A 24,974-nucleotide genomic window follows, 5' to 3' on the forward strand; every position below is an offset into this window, starting at 1 on the left:
ATTAGAATGAGGATATAAAAAATATTTTTAAAAAATAATAGCAAAATAACTTGACAATTTTCAGATTATATAGTATATTTAACTCCAATTGTTTTGGATGTTATTTTGGATATAATTGAATAAGATTATGAAACTGATTTTTGTGTTATGTTTCATTTACAAGTTATGAAATCAAAATTTGTATTTTTACAAGTTCTATTCTTTATGCAATTTTTAGCATAAAGGAGAAGTTGTATAAATCGGTTTTGATTTTTTTCGCTATATACACTAATTTATAGGGGGATTAACTATGAAGGATAACTTTAAAAATCAAAATCCATATCAGCAGCAGGGTCTCTACGACCCAAGATTTGAACATGATAATTGTGGTATCGGAGCAGTCGTAAACATTAAGGGCATTAAGTCAAGAGAGGTTGTTGAGAATGCACTTAGAATTGTTGAAAATCTAGAACACAGAGCGGGAAAAGATGGTGAAGGAAAAACTGGAGATGGAGTAGGTATCTTACTTCAAATAAGTCATGATTTCTTTAAACAAGAGGCAAAATCAGTAGGGATAACTATTGGGAATGAAAGAGATTATGGTATTGGTATGTTTTTCTTCCCACAAAACGAATTAAAAAGGAATCAAGAAAAGAAATTATTTGAGGTCATTGTTCAAAAAGAAGGAATGGAATTCTTGGGCTGGAGAACAGTACCTACTAATCCAGAAGTTCTTGGACAAAAAGCTTTTGATAATATGCCTTGTATTATGCAAGGTTTTGTAAAGCGTCCTCATGGATGTAAAAAGGGAATTGAATTTGATCGTAAACTTTATATTGCAAGGAGAGTATTTGAACAAAGCTGTGAAGGCACTTATGTGGTATCCTTGTCAAGTCGTACAATCGTGTACAAAGGAATGTTCTTAGTAAAAGAACTTCGTCAATTCTTTGATGACCTTCAAAGTGAAGCATATACTTCAGCTATTGCTACGGTACACTCTCGTTTTAGTACCAACACAAATCCAAGCTGGCAAAAAGCACATCCTAATCGTTTTATTGTACACAATGGAGAAATCAATACCATTACAGGTAATGCAGATAAGATGCTAGCTAGAGAAGAGTCTGTAAGTTGCAAACCACTTAAGGAACATATGCATAAGATTCTTCCTATTATAGATACTAATGGTTCTGACTCTGCAAGACTTGATAATGCACTAGAATTTATGGTGATGTCAGGTATGGAGTTACCACTTGCGGTTATGATTATGATTCCTGAACCATGGAATAATAATAGGGCAATGTCACAGGAGAAAAAAGATTTTTACCAATATTATGCAACGATGATGGAACCTTGGGATGGGCCAGCTTCTATTTTATTCTCAGATGGTGATCTCATGGGTGCTATCTTAGATAGAAATGGTCTTAGACCTTCACGTTATTATATTACAGATGATGATCATTTAATCCTTGCTTCTGAAGTTGGAGCAGTGGATATCCCAGCAGAAAAAATCATCAGAAAAGAGAGATTAAGACCAGGTAAAATGCTTTTAGTGGATACTAGGAAAGGTCAACTTATTGATGATGAAGACCTAAAGACAGAGTATGCAAGTCGCCAGCCTTATGGAGAATGGTTAGATAGTAATTTAGTAGAATTAAGTTCTCTACATATTCCAAATAAAAACGTAGAGAAATACTCAGAAAAAGAGCTTAAAAGATTACAAAAAGCATTTGGATATTCCTACGAAGACATTAGAACAACGATATTACCAATGGCTAAAACAGGAGAAGAACCAGTAGCAGCTATGGGTGCTGATAGTGCATTACCTCCACTTTCTAAGACTAATCCACCACTATTTAATTACTTTAAACAGCTTTTTGCACAAGTAACCAATCCTCCTTTTGATGCAATACGTGAGGAAATTGTAACTTCTACATGTGTTTATGTAGGAGCAGATGGTAATATCCTAGAAGAAAAGGCAAAAAACTGCCATGTACTCAAGGTAAACAATCCAATTTTAACAAGTACAGATATGCTTAAAATTAAATCTATGAAGGTACCAGGTTTTAAAGTAGAGGTACTTCCTATTACTTATTACAAAAATACTTCATTAGATAAGGCAATTGAGCATTTATTTATCGAAGCAGATAAGGCCTATCGAGATGGTGCAAACATCTTAATTCTCTCAGATAGAGGAGTAGATGAATACCATGTGGCTATGCCAGCTTTATTAGCTGTTTCTGCTATGCAGCAGCATTTAGTATCAACGAAGAAGAGAACTTCTGTAGCGATGATTCTTGAAAGTGCAGAGCCTAGAGAAGTACATCATTTTGCTACACTTTTAGGCTATGGTGCTTGTGCTATTAATCCTTATTTAGCACAGGATACAATTAGAGATTTAATAGATACAAATGTGCTTGATAAGGATTATTATGCTGCAGAATACGACTATAACAAATCTATTCTTAAGGGTATCGTAAAAATAGCTTCTAAGATGGGTATTTCTACAATTCAATCATACCAAGGCTCAAAGATATTTGAAGCTATGGGTATTAGTAAAGAAGTTATCGATAAATATTTTACTAATACAGTAAGTAGAGTGGGTGGTATTACCCTTAAGGACATCAATAAACGCGTACAACAGCTTCACTCAAGTGCTTTTGATCCATTAGGATTAGATGTAGCTAGTGATGTAGATAGTATTGGTAGCCATAAGTTAAGAAGTGGAAAAGAGGAGCATTTATATAATCCAGAGACCATTCATTTACTTCAAGAAGCAACAAGAACAGGTGATTATAATACTTTCAAAGAATTTAGCACAGCTATTAATAAAGAAAATCGTACAATGAATCTTAGAAGTATATTAGACTTCAACTTTGCTGAAGATGGTGGTATTCCTATTGAGGAAGTTGAAAGCGTAGAAAGTATTGTAAAACGCTTTAAAACTGGGGCTATGTCTTATGGTTCTATTTCTCAAGAAGCACATGAAACAATGGCTATTGCAATGAATAGAATAGGTGGTAAGTCTAATAGTGGTGAAGGTGGAGAAGATCCAGAACGTTTAAAGGATAAGATAAGATGTTCAGCAATTAAACAAGTAGCATCAGGGCGTTTTGGTGTAACTTCAGAATACCTTGTAAGTGCTAAAGAAATCCAGATTAAAATGGCACAAGGTGCAAAACCAGGTGAAGGTGGTCAATTACCAGGTGCAAAAGTATATCCATGGGTTGCTAAAACAAGGCATTCAACCCCAGGTGTAGGTCTTATTTCACCACCTCCACATCATGATATTTATTCAATCGAAGACTTAGCACAACTTATTTATGATCTTAAGAATGCCAATAAAGATGCTCGTATTTCTGTAAAACTTGTTTCAGAAGCAGGAGTAGGAACTGTTGCAGCAGGTGTAGCTAAAGCTGGAGCTGGTGTTATCCTTATTTCAAGTTTTGATGGTGGAACAGGAGCAGCACCAAGAAACTCTATTTATAATGCTGGTCTGCCATGGGAGTTAGGTCTTGCAGAAACCCATCAAACACTTATTATGAATGGACTTCGTTCAAAAGTAGTTATTGAAACAGATGGAAAGCTTTTAACGGGACGTGATGTAGCTGTAGCAGCACTTTTAGGCGCAGAAGAATTTGGTTTTGCAACAGCACCACTTATTACAATGGGCTGCGTTATGATGAGAGTATGTAACTTAGACACTTGTCCTGTAGGTATTGCAACTCAAAATCCAGAGTTAAGAAAACGCTTTAAAGGTAAACCAGAATACGTTGTTAATTTCATGCACTTTGTAGCACAAGAGCTTAGAGAATATATGGCTAAGTTAGGTGTTCGTACAGTTAATGAATTAGTAGGACGTTCAGATTTACTAACAGTCAAAGCATTCGATGAAAATGATAAAGCAAGTAAGATTGATATGAGTAATATCTTAAATAATCCATATGTTAATCAAGATCTACCAAGAATATTTAATCCAAAGGATGTTTATGATTTTGAACTTCAAAATACAATTGATGAAAGAGTTATTTTAAGCAAGTTACAAAATGCACTTAAACATAAACAGCCTAAATCTATAGAAATTGATGTAAAAAATGTGGATAGAACAGTAGGCACTATATTTGGTTCAGAAATTACGAAACTCTATGGTAATACTTTAGAGGATGATACGTATGTTATTAAATGTAATGGTAGTGGTGGGCAAAGCTTTGGGGCCTTCATTCCCAGAGGTTTAACTTTAGAATTAGTAGGAGATAGTAATGACTACTTTGGTAAAGGTCTATCTGGTGGCAAGTTAGTTGTTTATCCGCCAAAAGGTTCTAAGTTTAAACAAGATGAAAATATTATTATCGGAAATGTTGCTTTATATGGTGCAACAAGCGGTAAAGCCTTTATTAATGGTGTAGCAGGTGAACGTTTCTGTGTTAGAAATTCAGGGGCACTTGCGGTTGTTGAAGGTGTAGGTGACCATGGCTGTGAATACATGACAGGTGGTAGAGTTGTTGTCTTAGGTAAAACAGGCAAAAACTTTGCAGCAGGTATGAGCGGCGGGGTAGCTTATGTTCTAGATGAAGACCGAGACTTGTATAAGAAATTAAATAAGTCCTTAGTTTCGCTAGATGAAGTTACTGAAAAATATGATGTCCTTGAACTTAAACAACTAATTGAAGAGCATGTGGCTCATACTCATTCTGTTAAAGGTAAAGAGGTACTTGATCATTTTGATGAGTATCTATCTAAATTTAAGAAGATTCTTCCTCATGATTATGCACGTATGAGACAGACGATTTTGCTTATGGAAGAAAAAGGTATGAGTAGTGAACAAGCACAAATTGAAGCATTTTATGCTAATACCAGGAAATAAGGAGGCCGCATATGGGAAAGCCAACAGGATTTATGGAGTATGATAGAACAACAAGCAGGAGCATTGCCCCTGCTCAGAGAGTGAAAAATTTCAAGGAATTTCACATACCACTTGCTAAAGAAAAGCAGGAGGTACAAGGAGCAAGATGTATGGATTGTGGCGTGCCTTTTTGCCAATCAGGAATAATGCTTAAGGGAGCAACATCAGGTTGTCCTCTTAACAACCTGATTCCTGAATGGAATGACCTAATTTTCAATGGACAATGGGAAGAAGCAGCTAGAAGGTTACTACTTACTAATAATTTCCCAGAGTTTACAGGTAGAGTTTGTCCAGCACCTTGTGAGAATGCATGTACATGTTCGCTTAACGGAGATGCAGTTGCCATTAAAGAAAATGAAGAAGCTATTATTGAAAATGCATTTGCTAAGGGACTTATTAAGCCTAAAAAGCCTTCTGTCAGAACAGGAAAAAATGTTGCTATTGTAGGATCAGGTCCAGCAGGACTTGCAGCAGCAGCACAGCTTAATAAAAGAGGTCATACTGTCACTGTATATGAGAGAAGCGACAGGGTGGGTGGATTATTAATGTATGGTATTCCTAACATGAAAATAGAAAAGCATATCATAGAAAGACGCGTAGATTTAATGGTACAAGAAGGTATTAAGTTCATTACCAATGCAGACATAGGAAGGAAGTATAAAGCAAATAAGCTTTTAAAAGAATATGATGCAGTTATTTTAGCTTGTGGTGCTTCTAATCCTAGAGATATTAATGCACCAGGTAGAGATGCAAAAGGAATTTATTTTGCAGTAGATTTCTTAAAATCAACAACTATGAGTTTATTAAACTCTAATTTAGAAGATGGAACTTATATGAGTGCAAAAGATAAAAATGTAGTTGTTATTGGTGGTGGAGATACTGGTAATGACTGTGTAGGGACTTCTATTAGACATGGCTGTAAATCTGTTGTTCAGATAGAGATGATGCCTAAACTACCAGATCAAAGAGCAGATAATAATCCTTGGCCGCAATGGGCAAGAGTTTGCAAAACTGATTATGGCCAAGAAGAAGCTATAGAAACCTTTGGCTCTGATCCTAGAATTTATGAAACAACAGTTAAAGAGTTTTGCAAGGATGAAAATGGTGATTTAGTAGGTGTTAAAGTAGTTAAAGTGAAGTTTGTTACTAATGAAGAAACAGGCAGAAGGGAAATGCGAGAAGTGGAAGGTTCGGAGCAATTATTAGATGCAGACCTTGTTTTAATTGCAGCAGGTTTCTTAGGTTCTGAAAACTATGTAACAGATAGCTTTGGGGTGGATGTAGATGCCAGAACAAATGTAACTACTGAGCTTGGAGAGTATAAGACTAACATAGAAAAAGTATTTACAGCAGGAGATATGCATAGAGGACAGTCTTTAGTTGTATGGGCTATTAGAGAAGGACGAGAAGCAGCTAAAGAAGTAGATGAGTACTTAATGGGATATACTAATTTAAGATAATAAATAAAGGAGGTTAAAGTAACCTCCTTTATTTATGCTTAAGAATAAAGTAAATGATTAACGTCCACTAAAGTAAAAATAGATAATATTTTAACTTGTCCAATGAATTTTTTGTAAATTAGTGAAAAAATGAAAATTAGGTCTTGATATTTTGAAAAAAACGTTATAATATGGTTTCAATAGAACATGAACTTAGCAAAGGCGCTAACTTTAAACACAATTTATTTGTGTTTAGTTAGCGCCTTTATTTTTGTTTCTGTTCTTGAGGAGTAACTTGTATTGAGAGTAGAAGACAGGAGTAGGAGTAAGCAAAACAAATAACACAAAAGTATTATTCAAAAATCCAAAAACAATAACAAACCAAACAATCCAAAGAACAATTGAAAACCAAAGTAAGAAAACAATGAAGTAAGCAAGAAAGACTAGGAGTAGTTAGAAATTAAAGTAAAAAAATGAATTTGGAGTAATCATGAGGCAGGTGATAGGAGTTGTTAGACACAGACTTAATTACTTATTTAGCTAAACTGTCTAAGATAGAAATTGATGAGACAGAAAAAGAGAGATTAGTATCTGAGATGAGCGCAATAGTAGAACTAATGGACACCATGAATGAGGTAACTATGGAAGGTGATGAAAATCTTAATGGTGAAGGAGTAAGCCTAAAAGATTTAAGAGCAGATGAAATAGTATCTTCTTATGACAGAGAAGTCGTCCTAAATAATGCTTCTCATAAGAAAGATGGATTTTTCGTAGTACCGAAGATTATGGAGTAGTTAGTGAGGAGGAGAGTTATGTCACTATGTGATAAGAGCCTATTTGAGCTCAGAGAGATGCTTGATCAAAAAGAAATCACGTCAGTAGAGTTAACCAAGTATTACTTAGATAGAATAAAACAATTAGATGATCAGATAGATAGCTATATTACAGTTTGTGAAGAAGAAGCAATCAAAGCTGCTGAAAAAGCAGATAAAAGGATTGCGGAAGGTAACAGCAACCTACTTACAGGTATTCCAATAAGTATTAAGGATAATATTTGTACAGAAGGTATCTTAACAACCTGTGCTTCAAAGATGCTATATAATTTTGTACCACCTTATAATGCAACGGTCATCAAAAAGTTACTAGCTGAGGATGCAGTTATCTTAGGTAAAGTAAGTATGGATGAATTTGCTATGGGTGGTTCAACACAAACCTCATATTATAAGAAAACAAAAAATCCGTATGATATAACGAGAGTACCTGGTGGTTCTTCTGGTGGGAGCGCAGCAGCAGTAGCTGCAAAACTTTCAGTAGTAGCCCTTGGTTCAGATACAGGAGGTTCTATTAGACAACCAGCTGCTTTTTGTGGCGTAACAGGTATGAAACCAACTTATGGCACAGTTTCTCGTTTTGGTCTAGTTGCTTTTGGTAGTTCCTTAGATCAAATTGGACCTATTGCACAAAGTGCAATAGAATGTGCAGCACTTTTAAAAGTTGTATCAGGTTACGATGGTCATGATGGTACATCATCTCATAAAGAAATAGATTTTAGCAGTCAATTAGATATGGATATAAAAGGTCTAAAGATTGCTGTTCCAAAAGAATTTTTTGGAGAAGGTATAGATGAAGAGGTAAAAGAATCTGTATTAGAAGCAATTAAGAAATATGAAAGTTTAGGGGCAGAAATCGTAGAGGTTTCCATGCCAAGCTTAAAATATGCTATTGCAGCCTATTATCTTTTATCATCAGCTGAAGCAAGTTCAAATCTTTCTAGATATGATGGTATCAAGTTTGGTTATTGTACACCAAAAGCAAAAACTTATGAAGAACGTATTACACGTACACGTAAGGAAGGCTTTGGTAATGAGGTAAAAAGAAGAATTCTTCTTGGGACTTATGCTTTATCAAGTGGCTATTATGATGCTTATTATAAAAAAGCATTGTATATTAGACAAAAAATAAAGCAAGAATATGAAGAAATCTTTAAAAGCTGTGATGTCATGATTACACCAACAGCACCTACAATTGCATATAAAATAGGAGCTATTGAAAATGACCCAGTTAAGATGTATTTAGCTGATATTTGTACTGTAACAGTTAATATTGCAGGACTTCCAGCTATTAACACAACATGTGGTTATGATTCAGATGGTATGCCAATAGGCATGTCTATCGTAGGTAAAGCTTTCGATGATGCAAAAGTGATAGGAGTAGCTAATGCATTTGAAAAAGAATTTACGAGGATAGATCCTAGTATGCTAAAGAAAGTGTAGGTGATTAATATGGTAAATTATGTTCCAGTTATAGGACTTGAAATACATGCTCAGCTTCTTACTAAAACAAAAATATTTTGTAGTTGTGAAGTGGATTTTGGAGGCGAGCAAAATACACGTTGTTGTCCAGTTTGTACTGGACTTCCAGGTACTCTACCAGTTATTAATCAGCAAGTTGTTAAATATGGTATTAAAGCGGCACTTGCTTTAGGCTGTGGTGTAGGAAGCTTTACTAAAATAGATAGAAAAAATTATTTTTATCCAGATCTTCCTAAGGCTTATCAAATTTCACAATTTGATTTACCTATTTGTTTATCAGGTAAGGTAAAAATAGAAGCTGATTTAGGAGAAAAATATGTTCGTATTCATCATGCACATATTGAAGAAGATGCAGGTAAGCTTATTCATGATGATATTGAAAATACAAGCCTAGCAGATTATAACCGTTGCGGCGTACCGCTTTTAGAAATCGTATCTGAGCCAGATATGAACTCTGCAGAAGAAGCAAGAGCTTATATTGAAAAAGTAGCAGGACTTCTTCAATATGCAGGGGTTAGCCTTTGTAAGATGGAGGAAGGTTCTTTAAGAGCTGATGTTAACATTTCTCTTAGAAGAGCAGAAAGTAATACTCTAGGAACAAAGGTAGAAATAAAAAACTTGAACTCACTTAAATCTATTGTAAGAGCTATTGATTATGAAATAGAACGTCAGACTAAGCTTTTAAATAATGGAGAAGAGATTGTTCAAGAAACAAGAAAGTTTAATGATAATAGAGGTATTACCTTACCAATGCGTTCAAAGGAAGATGCTCACGATTATCGTTACTTTAAAGAGCCAGATGTAATGCCTATTGTAATTACAGATGAAGATATAGAAACTATTAAAGCAGAATTGCCTGTACTGATTGATGAAAGAATGGAGATTTACCTAAATAGTTATGGTTTAAATCAGGCAGATGCCAACATTCTTGTAGCAGACAAAGCTATATCTGATTTTTATAATGAAGCAGTAACAAGTTATTCTAATTATAAAGCAGTTGCTAATTTTGTAGTAGTAGAGCTACTCAAATATGTAAATGAAGGAGAATTAGATAGCAAAAATATTCCGTTCACAGCAGAAGCATTTGCTCATTTGGTAAAAATGGCAGAGGAAGATATTGTTAATAGAAACAATGCAAAAGCCATTCTGAAATTAATGTTAGAACAAAATAAATCACCGGAGCAAATAGCTAAGGAAGAAGGTTTCCTTATGAATGATAATCAGGAAGAAATAAAAGAAGTAGTTTTTGGAGTAGTAGAGGAGTTTACTGCTGAAGTAGAAGGCTATTTAGCAGGAAAAGAAAAGTTATTTGGATTCCTTATGGGACAATGTTCAAAGAGACTTGCAGGTAGGGCCAATCCGAAAACAATTAAAGGTTTACTTGAAGAGGAATTAATGAAGCGCAAGTAGCCTTGGAAAGGAGAGTAGTGTTATGCAGAGTATAGATGGAGTATCGCTTAAACGAGTATTAGATGTAGAGGGCATTAAGAAGAACCCAGATGAATTAGTCATTATAGAAGCTTGCGTTCATAAAATAAGAACAATGAGTGAGTTTGCATTTGTTATTCTTAGAACTGGAAGATATATTGTGCAAGCTATTTATGAAAAAGATAGATGTAAAGCAAGCATTGAACAGCTTAAAGTTGGTGCTTATGTAAGAGTTAAGGGTCATATTAGAGAGGATGAAAGAGCTAATTTAGGCTTTGAACTTCAACTTGAAGACCTTGAGATTTTAAGTATGCCAGCAGCAGATTATCCATTAAATGTAGGACATAAAAAATTAGGCTGTGGTTTAGAGGCAAACTTAGATAATCGTAGTGTGGCTCTCAGAAATCCTTATGAAAGAGCAATTTTTAAAGTGCAAGAAGGCGTCGTATCTGGGTTTAGAGAGTTTATGGAAAGCCAAGGTTTTACTCAAGTGCATACGCCAAAGATTGTAGCTGCAGGGGCTGAAGGTGGTGCTAATATCTTTAAGTTAGACTACTTTAACCAGGATGCTTTCTTAGCTCAAAGCCCACAATTTTATAAACAAACTTGTGTTGCTTTTTTTGATAGAGTTTTTGAAATAGCACCAGTCTATAGAGCAGAGAAGCATAACACTTCTAGACACCTTAACGAATATATAGGCCTAGATTTTGAAATGGGATATATAGATAGTATGTACGATGTTATGGAGATGGAAACAGCCATGATTAAGTATGTAATGAATTATTTAGAATCTCATTGCAAGGAATACTTAGACTTATTAGAGGTTAAACTCCCTATTATTAAGGATATTCCTTCTATAACTTTCGTTGAAGCTTTGGACCTTATTAAAGGTAGAGGTGGAAAGAATAAATATGATTTAGAGCCAGAAGATGAAGTACTTCTTTGTGAATATGCAAAAGAGCATTGGAATAGTGAATTCCTATTTATCACTCATTTTCCAGCTTCTAAAAGACCATTCTATGCGATGAATGATAAAGAGGATAGCAGATTTGCACTAAGCTTCGACTTACTTTTTAGGGGACTAGAAATTACAACAGGTGGGCAACGTATTCATGATTACCAGCAACAAGTTGATAAGATGAAAGAAATGGGTATAGATCCTGAAGAATTGAGTCATTATCTGAGTATTCATAAATATGGAATGCCACCACATGGTGGACTTGGTATAGGACTAGAGAGGTTCGTTATGAAGCTCTTAGACCTACAAAATGTAAGGCAAGCAAGTATGTTCCCTAGAGATGTACATCGCTTAGAACCTTAAGTAAAAAATGGTGATATCAAGTAAAAAATATAAAGAGATATTTGAGGAGGAATTTAGTATGGCAAATGTAAGTGAAATTTTTGGATGTAACGTATTTAATGAAACAGTTATGCAAGAAAGATTACCAAAAAACACCTTCAAAGCATTGAAGAAAACAATGGCAGAAGGTAAAGAACTTAGTAGAGATATTGCTGATGTAGTAGCAGCCGCTATGAAAGACTGGGCAGTTGAAAAAGGAGCTACACACTATACACACTGGTTCCAACCTATGACAGGTATTACAGCAGAAAAACATGATGCATTTATCTCACCATCTGCAGATGGAAAGGTTATTTTAGAGTTTTCAGGAAAAGAACTTATCAAAGGTGAACCAGATGCTTCTTCATTTCCATCAGGTGGTCTTCGTGCAACATTTGAAGCTCGTGGATATACAACTTGGGACCCAACATCGTATGCATTTGTAAAAGATGACACCTTATATATTCCAACAGCTTTTGGGTCATACGGTGGAGAAGTACTTGATAAGAAAACACCACTTCTTCGTTCAATGGAAGCACTTAACAAACAAGCGATTAGAATTCTTAATAAATTTGGTAAATCAGTAACTAGAGTAACAACAACTGTTGGACCAGAACAAGAATATTTTCTAGTAGATAAAGAAATGTACGCAAAACGTAAAGATCTTATCTTAACAGGTAGAACACTTTTTGGTGCTAAACCAGCAAAAGGTCAAGAATTAGAGGATCATTACTTTGGTAATATCAGAACTAGAGTATCTGAGTACATGAAAGATTTGGATAACGAGCTTTGGAAATTAGGTATTTTAGCAAAAACAAAGCACAATGAAGTTGCACCAGCACAACATGAATTAGCACCTATCTTTGGTACCACTAATATTGCAACAGATCATAACCAATTAACAATGGAAATGATGAAGAAGGTAGCAGAAAGACATGGTCTTGTATGCTTACTTCATGAAAAACCATTTGCAGGTGTTAATGGTTCAGGTAAACACAATAACTGGTCAATGTCTACAAGTGAAGGAGAAAACCTGCTTGAGCCAGGTAAATCACCAAAGGATAATACTCAATTCTTATTATTCTTAGCTGCTGTTATTAAAGCAGTAGATGAATATGCAGATCTTTTAAGAGTATCTGTTGCTAGTGCAGGAAATGATCACAGACTTGGAGCTAATGAAGCACCTCCAGCAATTATTTCTATGTTCTTAGGTGATGAGCTTACTAATATCTTAGAATGTATTGAAAAAGGTGAAGCAGCTAGTGAAACAGCTAGATGCTTTATGGAGACAGGAGTATCTGCACTTCCTAGATTTGTAAAAGATACAACTGATCGTAATAGAACATCTCCATTTGCTTTCACAGGTAATAAATTTGAATTTCGTAGCCTAGGTTCATCAGTATCTATTTCTGGCCCTAACATTGTGCTTAACACAAGTGTAGCAGAAGTACTTGAAGAATTTGCAGATAGATTGGATGCAGCGACTGACCTTGAAGCTGAAGTTATGGCAATTGTAAAAGAAACTATGAAAGACCATAAGAGGGTTATTTTTAATGGTAACAACTACAGTGATGAATGGGTACAAGAAGCAGAAAGAAGAGGTCTTCTTAACCTTAAAACATCTGTGGATGCTATTCCTAGATTTGGAATGGAGAAAAGTATTAAACTCTTTGAGAAACATGGTATTTTCACAGCAACAGAAGTTAAATCACGTTGTGAAATCTTATTAGAAGGCTATGCTAAAACAATTAATATAGAAGCATTAACAATGTTAGACATGGCACAAAAAGAAATTTTACCAGCCGTGCTTAAATACAACAAAGAAGTATTTGAAACACTTAAAGTTAAACAAGAGCTTGGCTTAAATGTAAGTGTTGAAAAAGAAGTAAGCTATGCTACTAAATTATCAAATCTTACAGAATCATTAATGAGCAAAATAGAAGAGCTCGATAAAGTATTACTTGAAGCTAAAAACTATGAAGATGCTCTTGAATCAGCTAAATACTACAGAGAATATGTATTTGAAGCAATGCAAACTCTTAGAGTAGTAGCTGATGAATTAGAGACAATGGTAGCTTCAGTTGCTTGGCCATTTCCAACATACGTAGACCTACTCTTCTACGTATAATCACATAGATACTCCAAAAAAAGACGCCGCTACTCCCGGCGTCTTTTTTTTGTGCTTTTATAGTTGAATCACAATCATAATATGTAATAAATACGTAATAAATGCAGGGGGGTGGAATTAATAGGAAGCTAATAAAGGTTGAAAATATGGTGAAATCATGTATAATAAATATTACAAAGTTGTTACACGAATCAAACAAAATGTAATAATTTTGAATCCAAATTGAGACCAACGATAAGAGGAGTAAAAACATGAAATCAAAAAAATTAGTTACAAAAGCAATGACATTAACACTTATTGGAGCAACTATCTTAGGATCAAGCTCTTCCTTATATGCAAAAAGCCATAGACCAGGAGGTAGTCGTCCTCATAATCAAGCGAGCCACAAACCAGGAACAGCTACTAAACCACAAAAGCCAAATAATAGTACAAACGTTGGAACAGATAACGAAATAAGCAATGATACCAATACAGGAATTGATTGCGAAATAAACAATGGAACAAATGCAGGAACTAATAATGGGATAAACAATGGAGCAAATACAGGGACTGATTGTGAAATAAACAATGGAACAAATACAGGAACTAATAATGGGACAAGCAATGGAGGAAATACAGATACTGATTGCGAAATAAACAATGGTAACAATATAGGAACGGATAACGAAACTAATAATGATACTAGTACAGGGACTGATAACGGAACTAATAATGATACAAACACAGGAAATGACTCTACTACAGATACTGATGTAAGCACACAAACAGCTTATGAGAATAAAGTACTAGAACTTGTAAATGCAGAAAGAGCAAAACAGGGATTAAAACCACTTGAAATGGATGAAAGTGTGAGAAACGTAGCACGTCTTAAATCACAAGACATGAAGAAAAATAATTATTTCAGTCATACAAGTCCAACTTATGGAACGCCATTTGAAATGTTAAAGAAATATGGTATTAGCTATAAAAGTGCGGGAGAAAATATTGCACAAGGATATCAAACACCAGAGCAAGTTGTAAAAGGCTGGATGAATAGTTCAGGCCATAGAGCAAATATTCTAAATGCTAGCTATACTCATATTGGTATTGGTTATGAAGTAGATGGAAACTATTGGACACAAATGTTTATCGGTAAATAAGCTATGTCATTAAAAGTATAAAATAAGGAGGTCTAAGCTAATACTTAGACCTCCTTATTTTATCTTAATAAAATCACTATTAGTTATTTTACTGGAAAACGATGTTGATCTTTTAGAAGAACGTCATGAGCGCCACCTTCAATAATACTTGTGTTGGAAACAAGGGTAATCTTAGCATTTTTTTGAAGCTCAGGAATAGTAAGTACACCACAATTACACATAGTAGACTTTACTTTATTAAGAGTAAGTCCTACATTATCTTTAAGGCTACCAGCATATGGAACATAAGAGTCAACACCTTCCTCAAAGGAGAGCTTGCTATCTCCGCCCATATCATAACGCTGCCAGTTTCTAGCTCTGGCAGAACCTTCGCCCCAGTATTCTTTCATATAGTTACCATTAATATTAACTTTATTGGTTGGGCTTTCATCAAAACGAGAGAAATAGCGTCCCAACATAATGAAATCAGAGCCCATTGCTAAAGCTAAGGTAACATGGTAATCATGAACAATTCCACCATCTGAACAAATAGGTATATAAATACCAGTTTCTTCAAAATACTCATCTCTAGCCTTAGCTACTTCAATAACAGCAGTAGCTTGACCACGACCAATACCTTTTTGTTCACGAGTAATACAGATAGAGCCTCCTCCAATACCTACTTTAATGAAGTCAGCACCTGCTTTTGCTAAGAATAGAAAGCCTTCTTTATCAACTACATTACCAGCACCAATTTTGACAGTATCGCCATATTTTTGACGAACAAATTGCAAGGTGCGTGCTTGCCATTCAGAAAATCCTTCTGAAGAGTCGATACATAGTACATCAGCTCCAGCTTCTATAAGAGCAGGAATACGTTCTTCATAATCACGAGTATTAATACCGGCACCCACCATATAACGTTTAGAACCGTCTAAGAGTTCGTTAGGATTTTCTTTGTGAGAATCATAGTCTTTTCTAAATACAAAATAAAGTAACTTTTGTTCATTACTGATGACAGGAAGGACATTAAGTTTATGATCCCAAAGCATATTATTAGCTTCAGAAAGGGTAATACCCTCATGACCGTATATAAGCTCATTAAATGGTCTCATAAAGCTGCTAATAAGTGTGGTAGGTTCCATACGGCTTACACGATAATCACGGCTTGTAACGAGTCCTACAAGCTTTCCATTAGCAGTGCCATCATCAGTAATAGCTACGGTGGAATGACCAGTTTTCTTTTTAAGTGCCAAAATATCGGCTAAAGTTTGCTCTGGTCTAAGATTTGATATACTTTCTACAAAGCCTGCTTTATAGCTTTTTACACGTCTTACCATAGCGGCTTCATTTTCGATGGATTGTGATCCATAGATAAAAGAAATACCACCTTCTTTTGCTAAAGCAACAGCCATCTTATCATCAGACACAGATTGCATAATAGCAGATACAAGAGGAATATTAAGAGAAATAGCTGGGGTTTCACCTTTTTTAAATTTAGTGAGTGGGGTTTTTAAACTTACATTTTTAGTCATGCATTCTACAGAGGAATACCCAGGAACGAGAAGATATTCACTAAAGGTACGAGAAGGTTCTTCAAAATAATATGCCATTTTAAATTGCTCCTTATTATTAAATTTAGTGAATATTATAGTATTTTAAAAAGAAAAATACAATATAAAAATAAATATTTTTATTAAGTTTGTACACTATCATAGAATAGATGAAGATATTGAGTGATTTTATGTGAAAAACATAATTAAAAAGGTATGCCTCCTGTGAGAGTAATGTCATTAAGTTAAGATGACGAAAAAAGATCTCTATACCAATCAAATGGTATAGGGATCTTTTTTTGAAAAAGTAGTTGACAAGACAAAGAAAATGTGCGGCCGCTCTCACCACTGATTGAATAAAGAGGTAGTGAGAGCGGCCCTTGTAATTAAAGGAAACTTAGTTACAAGGAGGACACATATGAAACTCAAACAAATTAAAAAGCTTTTAGTAGATGAAATCCAAAAGATAGCTGACAATCCGCAAGATTATTGTACCAATCCAGGTAGTGATTTTTTACGCAAAAGGAAATTGCCCATGAATAAAATTTTAGCTGGAATTATTGGAATGGGAAGTGGGAGCCTTACAAACGAATTATTAGATCTATTTGGTGCATCTGCAGATACACCAACTTCTTCTGCGTTTGTTCAGCAGAGAAAAAAGATAAAGCTTGAAGCGTTTAAGAAGATATTTGACGGCTTTTCAAGTAAACTTATAGATAACTTTAATGAAGATATGCCCATACTTGCTGTTGATGGGTCTGATGTACAGATTCCTACCAATCCTGATGATTTAAATTCATTTCATTCTGGAAAAGATGGAAGAAAATCATATAATCTTCTGCATATAAATGCGTTGTATAATATAAATTATTCTATTTATCATGATGTGATAATACAAAAATCTAAAGAAAAGAATGAACATAACGCTCTACAAGAAATGGTTGATCGTTCTGAAATTCCTAAAGCACTCGTGATAGCTGATAGAGGTTATGAATCTTTCAACAGCATGGCTCACATTCAAGAAAAAGGATGGTTCTTTCTTATTCGTGTCAAAGATGGAATTAATGGTATAAAGAATGGATTGGATTTACCCAAAACAGACTGTTTTGATATTGATATTTCTTTAAAACTTACAAGAAAGAAAACGAATGCAGTCAAAGAACTTTTCAAAGACAAAAATCATTATCGAAGTGTTTCTTCAGCCCAACCGTTTGATTATTTACCACTTAAAAACAAGAAATCTGAACCTGCTAAATTCTATGAATTACACTTCCGAATAGTGAGATTTCCTATTTCAGAAACTTCCTATGAAACAATAGTTACAAATCTAAACAGTGAAAAGTATCCTCCTGATGAGGTGAAAAAACTGTATGCTTCTCGTTGTGGGATTGAAACATCTTTTCGAGATTTGAAATATACGATTGGAATGTTAGATTTTCATTCAAAAAAGGTGATGTGTATCCAACAAGAAATCTATGCACATATGATAATGTATAACTTTGCAGAAATGATTACATGGCACGTAGTCATTGAAAAAAAGCAAAGAAAGCATACATATAAAGCAAATTTCTCAGTTGCAGTGCATATGTGTAGGTTATTCTATCATGGAAAAGCAACATCACCTGATTTAGAAGTCATAATCGCAAGAAATCTCATTCCTGTACGGCCTAATAGGCATAGGGAACGAAACTTAACTATCAAGCTTTTTCATGGCTTCCTTTATAGAGTAGCATAAATATTTGTAAAAGAATATAAATTTTGAGGCAGATGCAAATCTGTCTATTTGTGGTACCTGGAAATAGAAAAAGAAGCTGAAGAAATAAATCTTCAACTTCTTTTCCTAGGGATGCGTTTCTATCACAATGTTAACTTAATGACATTGCCTATGAGAGAGACATACCTTTTTAAAATATCTATATTAGGAGTGAGCATGACATATTTATAGAAGAGTTAAAAGTAACTTTTATACTTTTCCCACCATTCTAAAGCTATCATTTTTTGAGCGTTATGAGTATTAGTATTAAAGTCTAAATGAGTATGGATATAATCATTCCCCGCAAAAACTTTAACATTTTCAGCTTGAGAAGCTAGAAGAAGAGCATAAAATACGAGTGACCGTTCATAGGGATTAGTAGTATCTAAACGTTTAATAAGAGCAGGGATAGAAGGTTTTCCTAGCTCTCCAAGTGCTTCTGCTGCAGTATACCAAGTATAGTCTGTATTATAAGTAGTGACATAAGTAGGATCTGATAATTTATCCATATAATAAGAAACCAACATTGTTTGAGTAGTAGTGATGTTGCTTTCTACAATAGAGAGCCTTTGGTTATAAGAATTGAGGCTATCAGAGGTTTTAGCTAAGTCTAGTTTTAACGCTTCTAATGTGGCTTCTAAATCTTTTTGTTTGATTGCTAAACTTTCTAAACTAATAGATTGATGCGTAGTAGCTGCCTCTATGGTATTAAGGCCAGGATAAGCAAGTAATACACAGATTATAGAGCAAAAAAGCAGCAAAAAAATGCAGGGTGTAAATATATTTAATTTTTTCATTTGTACCTCTCTCCATGAGTTTTTTAAAAGTGTAGCATAAAAACTGTAAATAATTAGGCGAATTAATGTAGCGTTATCTATAAAATTATCTACACAATAGTACAAAATTAATCATATAAAATGCTTAAATTGGGAGATGGATGACGAGGCTGAGGAAAGGAATATACTTTGATATAAACTTAACTAAGTCTTTGATAATCAATAGATATCGTTAAAAAAATAATTAATAAAATAGTGTTGACGTCTAGATATAAAAGTAATATTATTACATTATAAGAAACATTGTTACATATAATGAAATAAAATGAGCAACCGTATTGCAAGGTGAAACAAAAAATAATAAATTTCGTAAACCTATTTATCAAAAATAAGCTCATCTAGAAAGAAGATTAGAGGGCAGAAATAGAAACAATAATGGAGGGATATAGGATGAATAATATATTGAATAAATTTTCATTAGCAGGTAAAGTAGCAATTGTAACTGGCGCAACAAGAGGTTTAGGGCAGGGTATAGCAGTAGGATTAGCTAGTGCAGGAGCGGACATCGTTGGGGTTGGAACAACAGATTTGTCAGGGACAGAAGATAAAGTAAAAGAATTAGGAAGAAGATTTATTGGAATCAAAGCTAACTTGATTTCACAAGAGTCAATAGCTGAGATTCTACAAGAAACATTAAAGGCATTTGGGAAAGTTGATATTTTAGTAAATAATGCGGGGATTATTAGAAGAGAAGATACTATAGACTTTTCAGAGAAAAACTGGGATGATGTTATTAATATTAACTTAAAGACAACATTCTTCTTATCACAAGCAGTAGCAAAACAGTTTATTTTACAAGGAAATGGCGGAAAGATTATCAATATAGCTTCTATGCTATCTTTTCAAGGTGGGATTCGTGTACCTTCCTATACAGCAAGTAAGAGTGCCATAATGGGTATTACAAAATCAATGGCAAATGAATGGGCGGTGCATCATATTAATATTAATATTAATGCTATTGCACCAGGCTATATGGCAACAGATAATACAGCAGCTTTAAGAAGTGACGAAGAGAGACAAACAAGTATTTTAGAACGTATACCTGCTGGGCGTTGGGGAACTCCCGAAGATTTAGCAGGAGCAGCAGTCTTTTTAGCTTCAGAAGCAGCAGAGTATATCAATGGATATACTCTAGCAGTAGATGGAGGATGGCTAGCGAGATAAAAGGTAATAATGATTAATAAGGATTTAATAGAGCATTCGAGTATTACATGAAAGATATAACCATTAGAAAGGTTATATCTTTTATTTTTGCAGTAAATAAATACATGATTAGTCATGAAACGGTAGATTGTTTTATATTATTCATTCATATATAATAGGAGTTAAATAATATAGACAGAAAGCTGGGTGAGATGTATGGCTAAGGCGATACTGCAGACAGTAGACCGTGCATTACAACTTTTAGAAATCTTAGCAGAGCATCCAGAAGGTATGCAGCCCAAAGAATTTGAAAGTATTTTAGAATTAAATAAAATAACAGTTCATCGTTTATTAGCTACACTAGAAAATAGAGGGTTTATTGAGAGAGAAGGCAATAACTATAAGGTGGGTCTTAAACTAGTAGAATTAAGTAGTATGAAACTCAACAATATTGAGCTGAAAACAGAAGCGGCACCTTATTTAAGAAAATTAGTTCATATTTTAGGCTTACCTGTTCAGATGGCTATTTTAGAGGGGAATGAAGCGGTATTTATAGAAAAGATAGAAAGTATAAATGCATTTCGTATGTACTCTCAAATTGGCAAAAGAATTCCTCTGTATGCATCGGGAGTGGGTAAGATTCTTCTATCTCAGAATACCGATGAAGAAATTTTGAGTGAACTATCCAAAGTAACATTTGAGATATTTACTCACAGGACATTAACATCACCGGAAAGTGTATTGGATGAAATCAAAGAAGCTAGAAAACAAGGTTATGCTATAGATAACGAAGAACATGAGGAAGGTATTTTTTGTATAGCAGCACCTATTTATGATTATAGAGGGCAGATTATAGCCGCTATTAGCGTAGGAGGAAAAGAACCTCAGTTCATTACAGATAAAAGAGCAGAACATATTACATTAATCAAAGAGACAGCAAGGGATATATCAAGAAGGCTAGGATATACTAAGTATTAGGAGGATGGAAGATGAGTAAATGCAAAGTACTAAGAACTATAGAACTAATTTTACAAGTAGTAACGATTATAAGTAGCATTCTAGCTATTGTAAGTATAGTGAAGAACTATAAGTACAAGAGTAAATTAAGAGAAAAGGCACAAGTCTACTTAGATGAAGAACTAGGTGAATTTCAGGACGTAGAGAGAAAGGTCTCTGTGTTTTCTCCAGAAGTCAAGGAACAAGAAGGTAAAATAAAGAAGCTTTTACTAGTAGCTAGTGCCAGTCTAATATCACTGTTTGTAATCCGGGTTTTAAAAAGAGACTAAGTAAAAAAAGTGAATTATAATAAGAAGGTTTGCAAGGTAACAAACGAGTAAATAATGAGATTATAGTAGAAAAAAAGGTAAGTCTGTGAAGAAAAATTTCTTAGCAGGCGTACCTTTTTAAAGTTAATTTATAAAAAGAGTTATTATATAAATGTTGAACGCTTTAATTGTGAATAGACAGGGGTGGAGACAATAATTAGGGCAAGTACTAAAGTAATAATTAATTCAGGAACTAGGTAAGAAGCATTATAAATGATGGAGTAAATCAAAGGTGACTGTTCTCCTGCATACTCAGCAAAGAAAACCACACCAGAAATAATATGCATGATAGTACGGCTAAGTACTGAGATGATGATACCAATAGTAGTTCCTACCTGGATATTTTTAGAAAGTTTTGGTGCAAATCCAGCAAGACCAAGGCAAGCGAATGCTAAAGGATAGTCTAGGAATAATTGTGCCCAGTGAACCATACTAGGATCTTGAATAAACTGCATAAATCCATATGCAACACCAGCAATAATACCAGGAACAGGCCCGAAAACGAGAGAATATAAAATAATAGGAAACATGCTAGCTAAAGTAATAGAACCACCTTGAGGCATTTTATAAAGTCTGATGTAAGACAGAATAAAGGAAAGGGCGACACACATACCACCATAAACAATCGTTTTAGTGGTGATGGTAGAGCTGGCATGCTTATCCTTCTTTGAAATAATTAATAATCCACCAATAGATAAAATAGCAATAACAAAAATAATACTCCATGATACTAAACTAACTTCGCTTAATTTAGCAAAAATATTAGGCATAATAAAACCCCCTTCAAATATATTTAATTTGCTAGGGGGTACAAAGTGGCATAAAAATAACCACACGAATGTGTGGCAAAACTAATCGTATCGCACATTCGCTTCCTTGCTGCGGCATTATCCGTGGACAAGTTAAAGGGTCTGCACCATATGCACTCTCAGCTCGAAAGCTCCCCTAGCATCATATTTATTATTGAGCAAATTATAGCACCATAGGGATAAATAGTCAAATAATTATGATTAACTTAAATTATCCTTTTAAATGCGAGTGAGTTAAACCTAATGAATTAATGGAATGAGTTCGGAAAGCGCAATTTATGGTAGGTACTTGACAAGGCTATGAGGGATGTTTATTCTTATAATAGATAATTAATACTGATAAACTAGTGATGACGAGAAATCAATAAGTGAGATTTGCTTTCAAGTAATTATAAAGAGAGGAAGCCCACCGGGTGAAAGGCTTCTAAAGCAAGCACATATTGTCCAAGCTCTAAGCTCTGCATGAAATCATAAGTGCAGCGGGAACTCCCGTTATAGAGAAACTTGAGATATTCATAACTTCTATTAAGCTAATAATTGATAGACATGTTGTGATTAATTAGGGTGGTACCGCCGGATAGATAAAGGCCCCTATGCATATTTGATGCATGGGGCCTTTTTTGATGAAGTATCTGCTTGGAATAGACAATTGATGAAGTGATCATGAATAAAATAATAAAAGAAAAGGATGAAGTGCTATGTTAATGAGTAAGCTCCTAGGAGAAAGATTCAAAGAAAAACCAGGCGAAGCAACTAGTATTAGTCATATTTATTTATTAAGAGGTGGTTATGTAAGACAAGTAACAAATGGTATTTATTCTCTATTACCACCAGCAAAAAGAGTCGTATCTAAGATTGAAAATATCATTCGTCAAGAAATGGATGCTATTGATGGTCAAGAAGTTCTCTTTCCAGTGGCTTTACCAGGAGATCTTTGGAGAGAGTCAGGACGTTTTGATGCAGTAGGAAGTGAACTTGTTCGTTTCAAAGATAGAGGCGGCAAAGACATGGTATTAGGTATGACACATGAAGAGGCAGCTGTTCATTTAGCTAGAACAGAAGCTAAATCTTACAACAACTATCCATTTATGATTTATCAAATCCAAACTAAATTTAGAGATGAACCAAGAGCAAGAGGTGGTCTTATCCGTGTGCGTGAGTTCACAATGAAAGATGCTTACTCTTTCCACACTTCACAAGAAGACTTAGAAGCTTACTATGAACAATGCTTACAAGCATATCATAGAATATTTGCTAGAGCAGGTGTGCCAGAAACAGTATGTGTACAATCAGATACAGGTATGATGGGTGGTAAAGTAGCACATGAGTTCATGCTTCTTACAGATATCGGAGAAGATACAATCATTATTTGTGATAGCTGTGACTACCAATCTAATATGGAAGTTGCAACAGGTAAATTACCAGTAGCAACTACAGAGGAAGGTACTATTGAAGAAGTACACACACCAAATGCACATACCATTGAAGAAGTAGCAAATATGTTAGGCGTAACAGCTGACAAAACTTTAAAAGCTTGTGTATTTGAGATGGAAGGACATAAAGAACCTCTTATTGTATTTATTAGAGGAGATCTTCAAGTTAATGAAGCTAAATTACAAAAGGTAGTTAAAGCTACTATTACACCATTTGAGAAATACGAAGATACTCCAAATCTTTGTTTTGGATTTATGGGACCATACAATCTAGATGCAAGAGATGCAAAGATTATCTTTGATGAGTCACTTAGAAATGAGAAAAACCTTGTAGTAGGTGGCAATAAAAAAGACTATCATATTAAAGGTATTAGTATTTCAAGAGACATTAAAGATGCTGACTTCCATGATGTGGCAGAAGTATTAGAAGGTCAAGAATGTCCATGTTGCCATGGTAAATTACAATTTAAACGTGGTGTAGAAGTGGGAAATATATTCCAGCTTGGAACAAGATATTCTGAAAGTATGGGAATGACCTATATTGATTCAGATGGTAAAGCTAAAACACCTATTATGGGTTGCTATGGAATTGGTGTAGGTAGATTGCTTGCTTGTATTATCGAAGCGCGTCATGATGAATGGGGACCAATTTGGCCAATGTCAGTAGCACCATGGCAAGTGCATATCTGTGTACTTAAGAGTAAGAAAATAGATATGGATGCTATCGGAAATGAAATCTATAACAAACTTAGCAGTAAATATGAAGTAATCATGGATGATAGAAATGTAGGTGCAGGTGTACAATTTGCTGATGCAGACTTACTTGGTATTCCAGTAAGGGTAGTTGTAGGTGAAAAGAATCTAAAAGAAGGTAAAGTAGAGCTTATGACTAGAGATAAGAGCGTTAAAAAACTTGTAGACCTTGGAGATGTAGAAAAAGAAGTAGCTGCTCTTATTGCAGAATTATCATAAGAAATTCATAAGAGTAATTGATAATAGAAGTAGCACATGAGTCGCTTGCATAGGATTATGCAAGCGACTTTCTATTTAAAGAAATGAGGCTTAAAAATCAATAAAAGTATTTAACATAAGATAACTAGGGAGGAACAGGCATGATTTTTTTAGGTATATTACTTGGATTTATTTCATTTAGTTTCCTTTGTGAAGGTTTTAATAAAATGGAGATAAAAGTATTTGAATCTTTACAAAAGAAAACGAGAGCATTATTAAAAAAGAAAAAAGTATATCAATATACTATATTTGGGGTATTAGCAATTATAGCGCTGTTTATAACTGTTTTAGTAGGGGCCGGAGAGTTTCCGCAAGGATTTTTATTGGGAACCATATGGGCTTTAATTGATTTTGTTTTTGAAGATAGTTTGTTTGATAAACTAAGAAATAACTTAAGATAATAATTAAAAATGGAGGCAATGGTATTAATACTCATTGCCTCTTTTTTATTTAAAGCTTATGGCTTTA

Annotated in this window: 17 protein-coding genes and 1 riboswitch; of the genes, 14 read left to right on the plus strand and 3 right to left on the minus strand. The window is 34.4% G+C overall.

Annotated features, from left to right (window positions below; translation table 11 throughout):
• Window positions 1-289 precede the first annotated feature (289 nt).
• The 8 genes from gltB (at window position 290) to QTL86_RS18540 (ending at window position 14,664) form a co-directional block, all read left to right on the plus strand.
• Window positions 290-4,840: a glutamate synthase large subunit gene (gltB, locus tag QTL86_RS18505; RefSeq protein WP_410495678.1), complete on the plus strand. Its 4,551-nt coding sequence runs from the start codon at window positions 290-292 to the stop codon at window positions 4,838-4,840.
• 11 nt (window positions 4,841-4,851) lie between these two features.
• Window positions 4,852-6,339: a glutamate synthase subunit beta gene (locus tag QTL86_RS18510; RefSeq protein WP_410495679.1), complete on the plus strand. Its 1,488-nt coding sequence runs from the start codon at window positions 4,852-4,854 to the stop codon at window positions 6,337-6,339.
• 488 nt (window positions 6,340-6,827) lie between these two features.
• Window positions 6,828-7,112: an Asp-tRNA(Asn)/Glu-tRNA(Gln) amidotransferase subunit GatC gene (gatC, locus tag QTL86_RS18515; protein WP_013659184.1), complete on the plus strand. Its 285-nt coding sequence runs from the start codon at window positions 6,828-6,830 to the stop codon at window positions 7,110-7,112.
• Between the two features lie 18 nt (window positions 7,113-7,130).
• Window positions 7,131-8,591, plus strand: coding sequence for an Asp-tRNA(Asn)/Glu-tRNA(Gln) amidotransferase subunit GatA (gatA, locus tag QTL86_RS18520; RefSeq protein WP_410495680.1), 1,461 nt, complete (start codon window positions 7,131-7,133; stop codon window positions 8,589-8,591).
• Between the two features lie 9 nt (window positions 8,592-8,600).
• The gene (gene gatB, locus QTL86_RS18525; RefSeq protein ID WP_127065058.1) at window positions 8,601-10,040 is read left to right on the plus strand and encodes an Asp-tRNA(Asn)/Glu-tRNA(Gln) amidotransferase subunit GatB; all 1,440 of its coding nucleotides are present in this window, start codon (window positions 8,601-8,603) and stop codon (window positions 10,038-10,040) included.
• A 22-nt stretch (window positions 10,041-10,062) separates the two neighbouring features.
• The gene (gene aspS / locus QTL86_RS18530) at window positions 10,063-11,379 is read left to right on the plus strand and encodes an aspartate--tRNA(Asn) ligase (RefSeq protein WP_013659181.1); all 1,317 of its coding nucleotides are present in this window, start codon (window positions 10,063-10,065) and stop codon (window positions 11,377-11,379) included.
• 58 nt (window positions 11,380-11,437) lie between these two features.
• Window positions 11,438-13,525: a glutamine synthetase III gene (locus tag QTL86_RS18535; protein WP_410495681.1), complete on the plus strand. Its 2,088-nt coding sequence runs from the start codon at window positions 11,438-11,440 to the stop codon at window positions 13,523-13,525.
• A gap of 251 nt (window positions 13,526-13,776) precedes the next feature.
• The gene (locus QTL86_RS18540; protein WP_410495682.1) at window positions 13,777-14,664 is read left to right on the plus strand and encodes a CAP domain-containing protein; all 888 of its coding nucleotides are present in this window, start codon (window positions 13,777-13,779) and stop codon (window positions 14,662-14,664) included.
• 83 nt (window positions 14,665-14,747) lie between these two features.
• Here QTL86_RS18540 and QTL86_RS18545 read toward each other — a convergent pair whose 3' ends face one another.
• Window positions 14,748-16,256 (minus strand): IMP dehydrogenase, encoded by a 1,509-nt coding sequence (locus QTL86_RS18545; RefSeq protein ID WP_127065056.1) that lies wholly within the window; start codon window positions 16,254-16,256, stop codon window positions 14,748-14,750.
• A gap of 358 nt (window positions 16,257-16,614) precedes the next feature.
• Here QTL86_RS18545 and QTL86_RS18550 point away from each other — a divergent pair, with 358 nt between their 5' ends.
• A complete protein-coding gene (locus QTL86_RS18550; protein ID WP_410495683.1) occupies window positions 16,615-17,931 on the plus strand; it encodes an IS4 family transposase in 1,317 nt (438 codons plus the stop codon).
• 215 nt (window positions 17,932-18,146) lie between these two features.
• On the opposite strand, the gene QTL86_RS18555 is transcribed toward QTL86_RS18550, so the two are convergent.
• A complete protein-coding gene (locus QTL86_RS18555) occupies window positions 18,147-18,746 on the minus strand; it encodes a HEAT repeat domain-containing protein (RefSeq protein ID WP_410495684.1) in 600 nt (199 codons plus the stop codon).
• Window positions 18,747-19,175: 429 nt separating this feature from the next.
• Between QTL86_RS18555 and kduD the strand changes: the two genes are divergently transcribed.
• From kduD to QTL86_RS18570, 3 genes are all read left to right on the plus strand, one after another.
• Window positions 19,176-19,949: a 2-dehydro-3-deoxy-D-gluconate 5-dehydrogenase KduD gene (gene kduD, locus QTL86_RS18560; protein ID WP_410495685.1), complete on the plus strand. Its 774-nt coding sequence runs from the start codon at window positions 19,176-19,178 to the stop codon at window positions 19,947-19,949.
• 195 nt (window positions 19,950-20,144) lie between these two features.
• Complete coding sequence (locus QTL86_RS18565) at window positions 20,145-20,906, plus strand: IclR family transcriptional regulator (protein ID WP_127065053.1); 762 nt, start codon at window positions 20,145-20,147, stop codon at window positions 20,904-20,906.
• A gap of 11 nt (window positions 20,907-20,917) precedes the next feature.
• Window positions 20,918-21,214: a hypothetical protein gene (locus QTL86_RS18570; RefSeq protein ID WP_410495686.1), complete on the plus strand. Its 297-nt coding sequence runs from the start codon at window positions 20,918-20,920 to the stop codon at window positions 21,212-21,214.
• Window positions 21,215-21,357: 143 nt separating this feature from the next.
• On the opposite strand, the gene thiT is transcribed toward QTL86_RS18570, so the two are convergent.
• The gene (thiT, locus tag QTL86_RS18575; RefSeq protein WP_410495687.1) at window positions 21,358-22,023 is read right to left on the minus strand and encodes an energy-coupled thiamine transporter ThiT; all 666 of its coding nucleotides are present in this window, start codon (window positions 22,021-22,023) and stop codon (window positions 21,358-21,360) included.
• 86 nt (window positions 22,024-22,109) lie between these two features.
• Window positions 22,110-22,210: riboswitch (TPP riboswitch) on the minus strand.
• A gap of 550 nt (window positions 22,211-22,760) precedes the next feature.
• Between thiT and QTL86_RS18580 the strand changes: the two genes are divergently transcribed.
• Entirely contained in the window at window positions 22,761-24,467 is a 1,707-nt protein-coding gene (locus QTL86_RS18580) for a proline--tRNA ligase (protein ID WP_410495688.1), read from the plus strand.
• Window positions 24,468-24,607: 140 nt separating this feature from the next.
• Entirely contained in the window at window positions 24,608-24,907 is a 300-nt protein-coding gene (locus tag QTL86_RS18585; RefSeq protein ID WP_127065049.1) for a hypothetical protein, read from the plus strand.
• The last annotated feature ends 67 nt before the right edge of the window (window positions 24,908-24,974 follow it).

The sequence above is a fragment of the Cellulosilyticum sp. ST5 genome, from assembly GCF_046529625.1.
GTDB lineage: Bacteria > Bacillota > Clostridia > Lachnospirales > Cellulosilyticaceae > Cellulosilyticum > Cellulosilyticum lentocellum.

Coding starts and splice junctions, on each gene's coding strand:
- gltB (WP_410495678.1), top strand. CDS start 290: ATGAAGGATAACTTTAAAAATCAAAATCCATATCAGCAGCAGGGTCTC.
- QTL86_RS18510 (WP_410495679.1), top strand. CDS start 4,852: ATGGGAAAGCCAACAGGATTTATGGAGTATGATAGAACAACAAGCAGG.
- gatA (WP_410495680.1), top strand. CDS start 7,131: ATGTCACTATGTGATAAGAGCCTATTTGAGCTCAGAGAGATGCTTGAT.
- gatB (WP_127065058.1), top strand. CDS start 8,601: ATGGTAAATTATGTTCCAGTTATAGGACTTGAAATACATGCTCAGCTT.
- aspS (WP_013659181.1), top strand. CDS start 10,063: ATGCAGAGTATAGATGGAGTATCGCTTAAACGAGTATTAGATGTAGAG.
- QTL86_RS18535 (WP_410495681.1), top strand. CDS start 11,438: ATGGCAAATGTAAGTGAAATTTTTGGATGTAACGTATTTAATGAAACA.
- QTL86_RS18540 (WP_410495682.1), top strand. CDS start 13,777: ATGAAATCAAAAAAATTAGTTACAAAAGCAATGACATTAACACTTATT.
- QTL86_RS18545 (WP_127065056.1), bottom strand. CDS start 16,256: ATGGCATATTATTTTGAAGAACCTTCTCGTACCTTTAGTGAATATCTT.
- QTL86_RS18550 (WP_410495683.1), top strand. CDS start 16,615: ATGAAACTCAAACAAATTAAAAAGCTTTTAGTAGATGAAATCCAAAAG.
- QTL86_RS18555 (WP_410495684.1), bottom strand. CDS start 18,746: ATGAAAAAATTAAATATATTTACACCCTGCATTTTTTTGCTGCTTTTT.
- kduD (WP_410495685.1), top strand. CDS start 19,176: ATGAATAATATATTGAATAAATTTTCATTAGCAGGTAAAGTAGCAATT.
- QTL86_RS18565 (WP_127065053.1), top strand. CDS start 20,145: ATGGCTAAGGCGATACTGCAGACAGTAGACCGTGCATTACAACTTTTA.
- QTL86_RS18570 (WP_410495686.1), top strand. CDS start 20,918: ATGAGTAAATGCAAAGTACTAAGAACTATAGAACTAATTTTACAAGTA.
- thiT (WP_410495687.1), bottom strand. CDS start 22,023: ATGCCTAATATTTTTGCTAAATTAAGCGAAGTTAGTTTAGTATCATGG.
- QTL86_RS18580 (WP_410495688.1), top strand. CDS start 22,761: ATGTTAATGAGTAAGCTCCTAGGAGAAAGATTCAAAGAAAAACCAGGC.
- QTL86_RS18585 (WP_127065049.1), top strand. CDS start 24,608: ATGATTTTTTTAGGTATATTACTTGGATTTATTTCATTTAGTTTCCTT.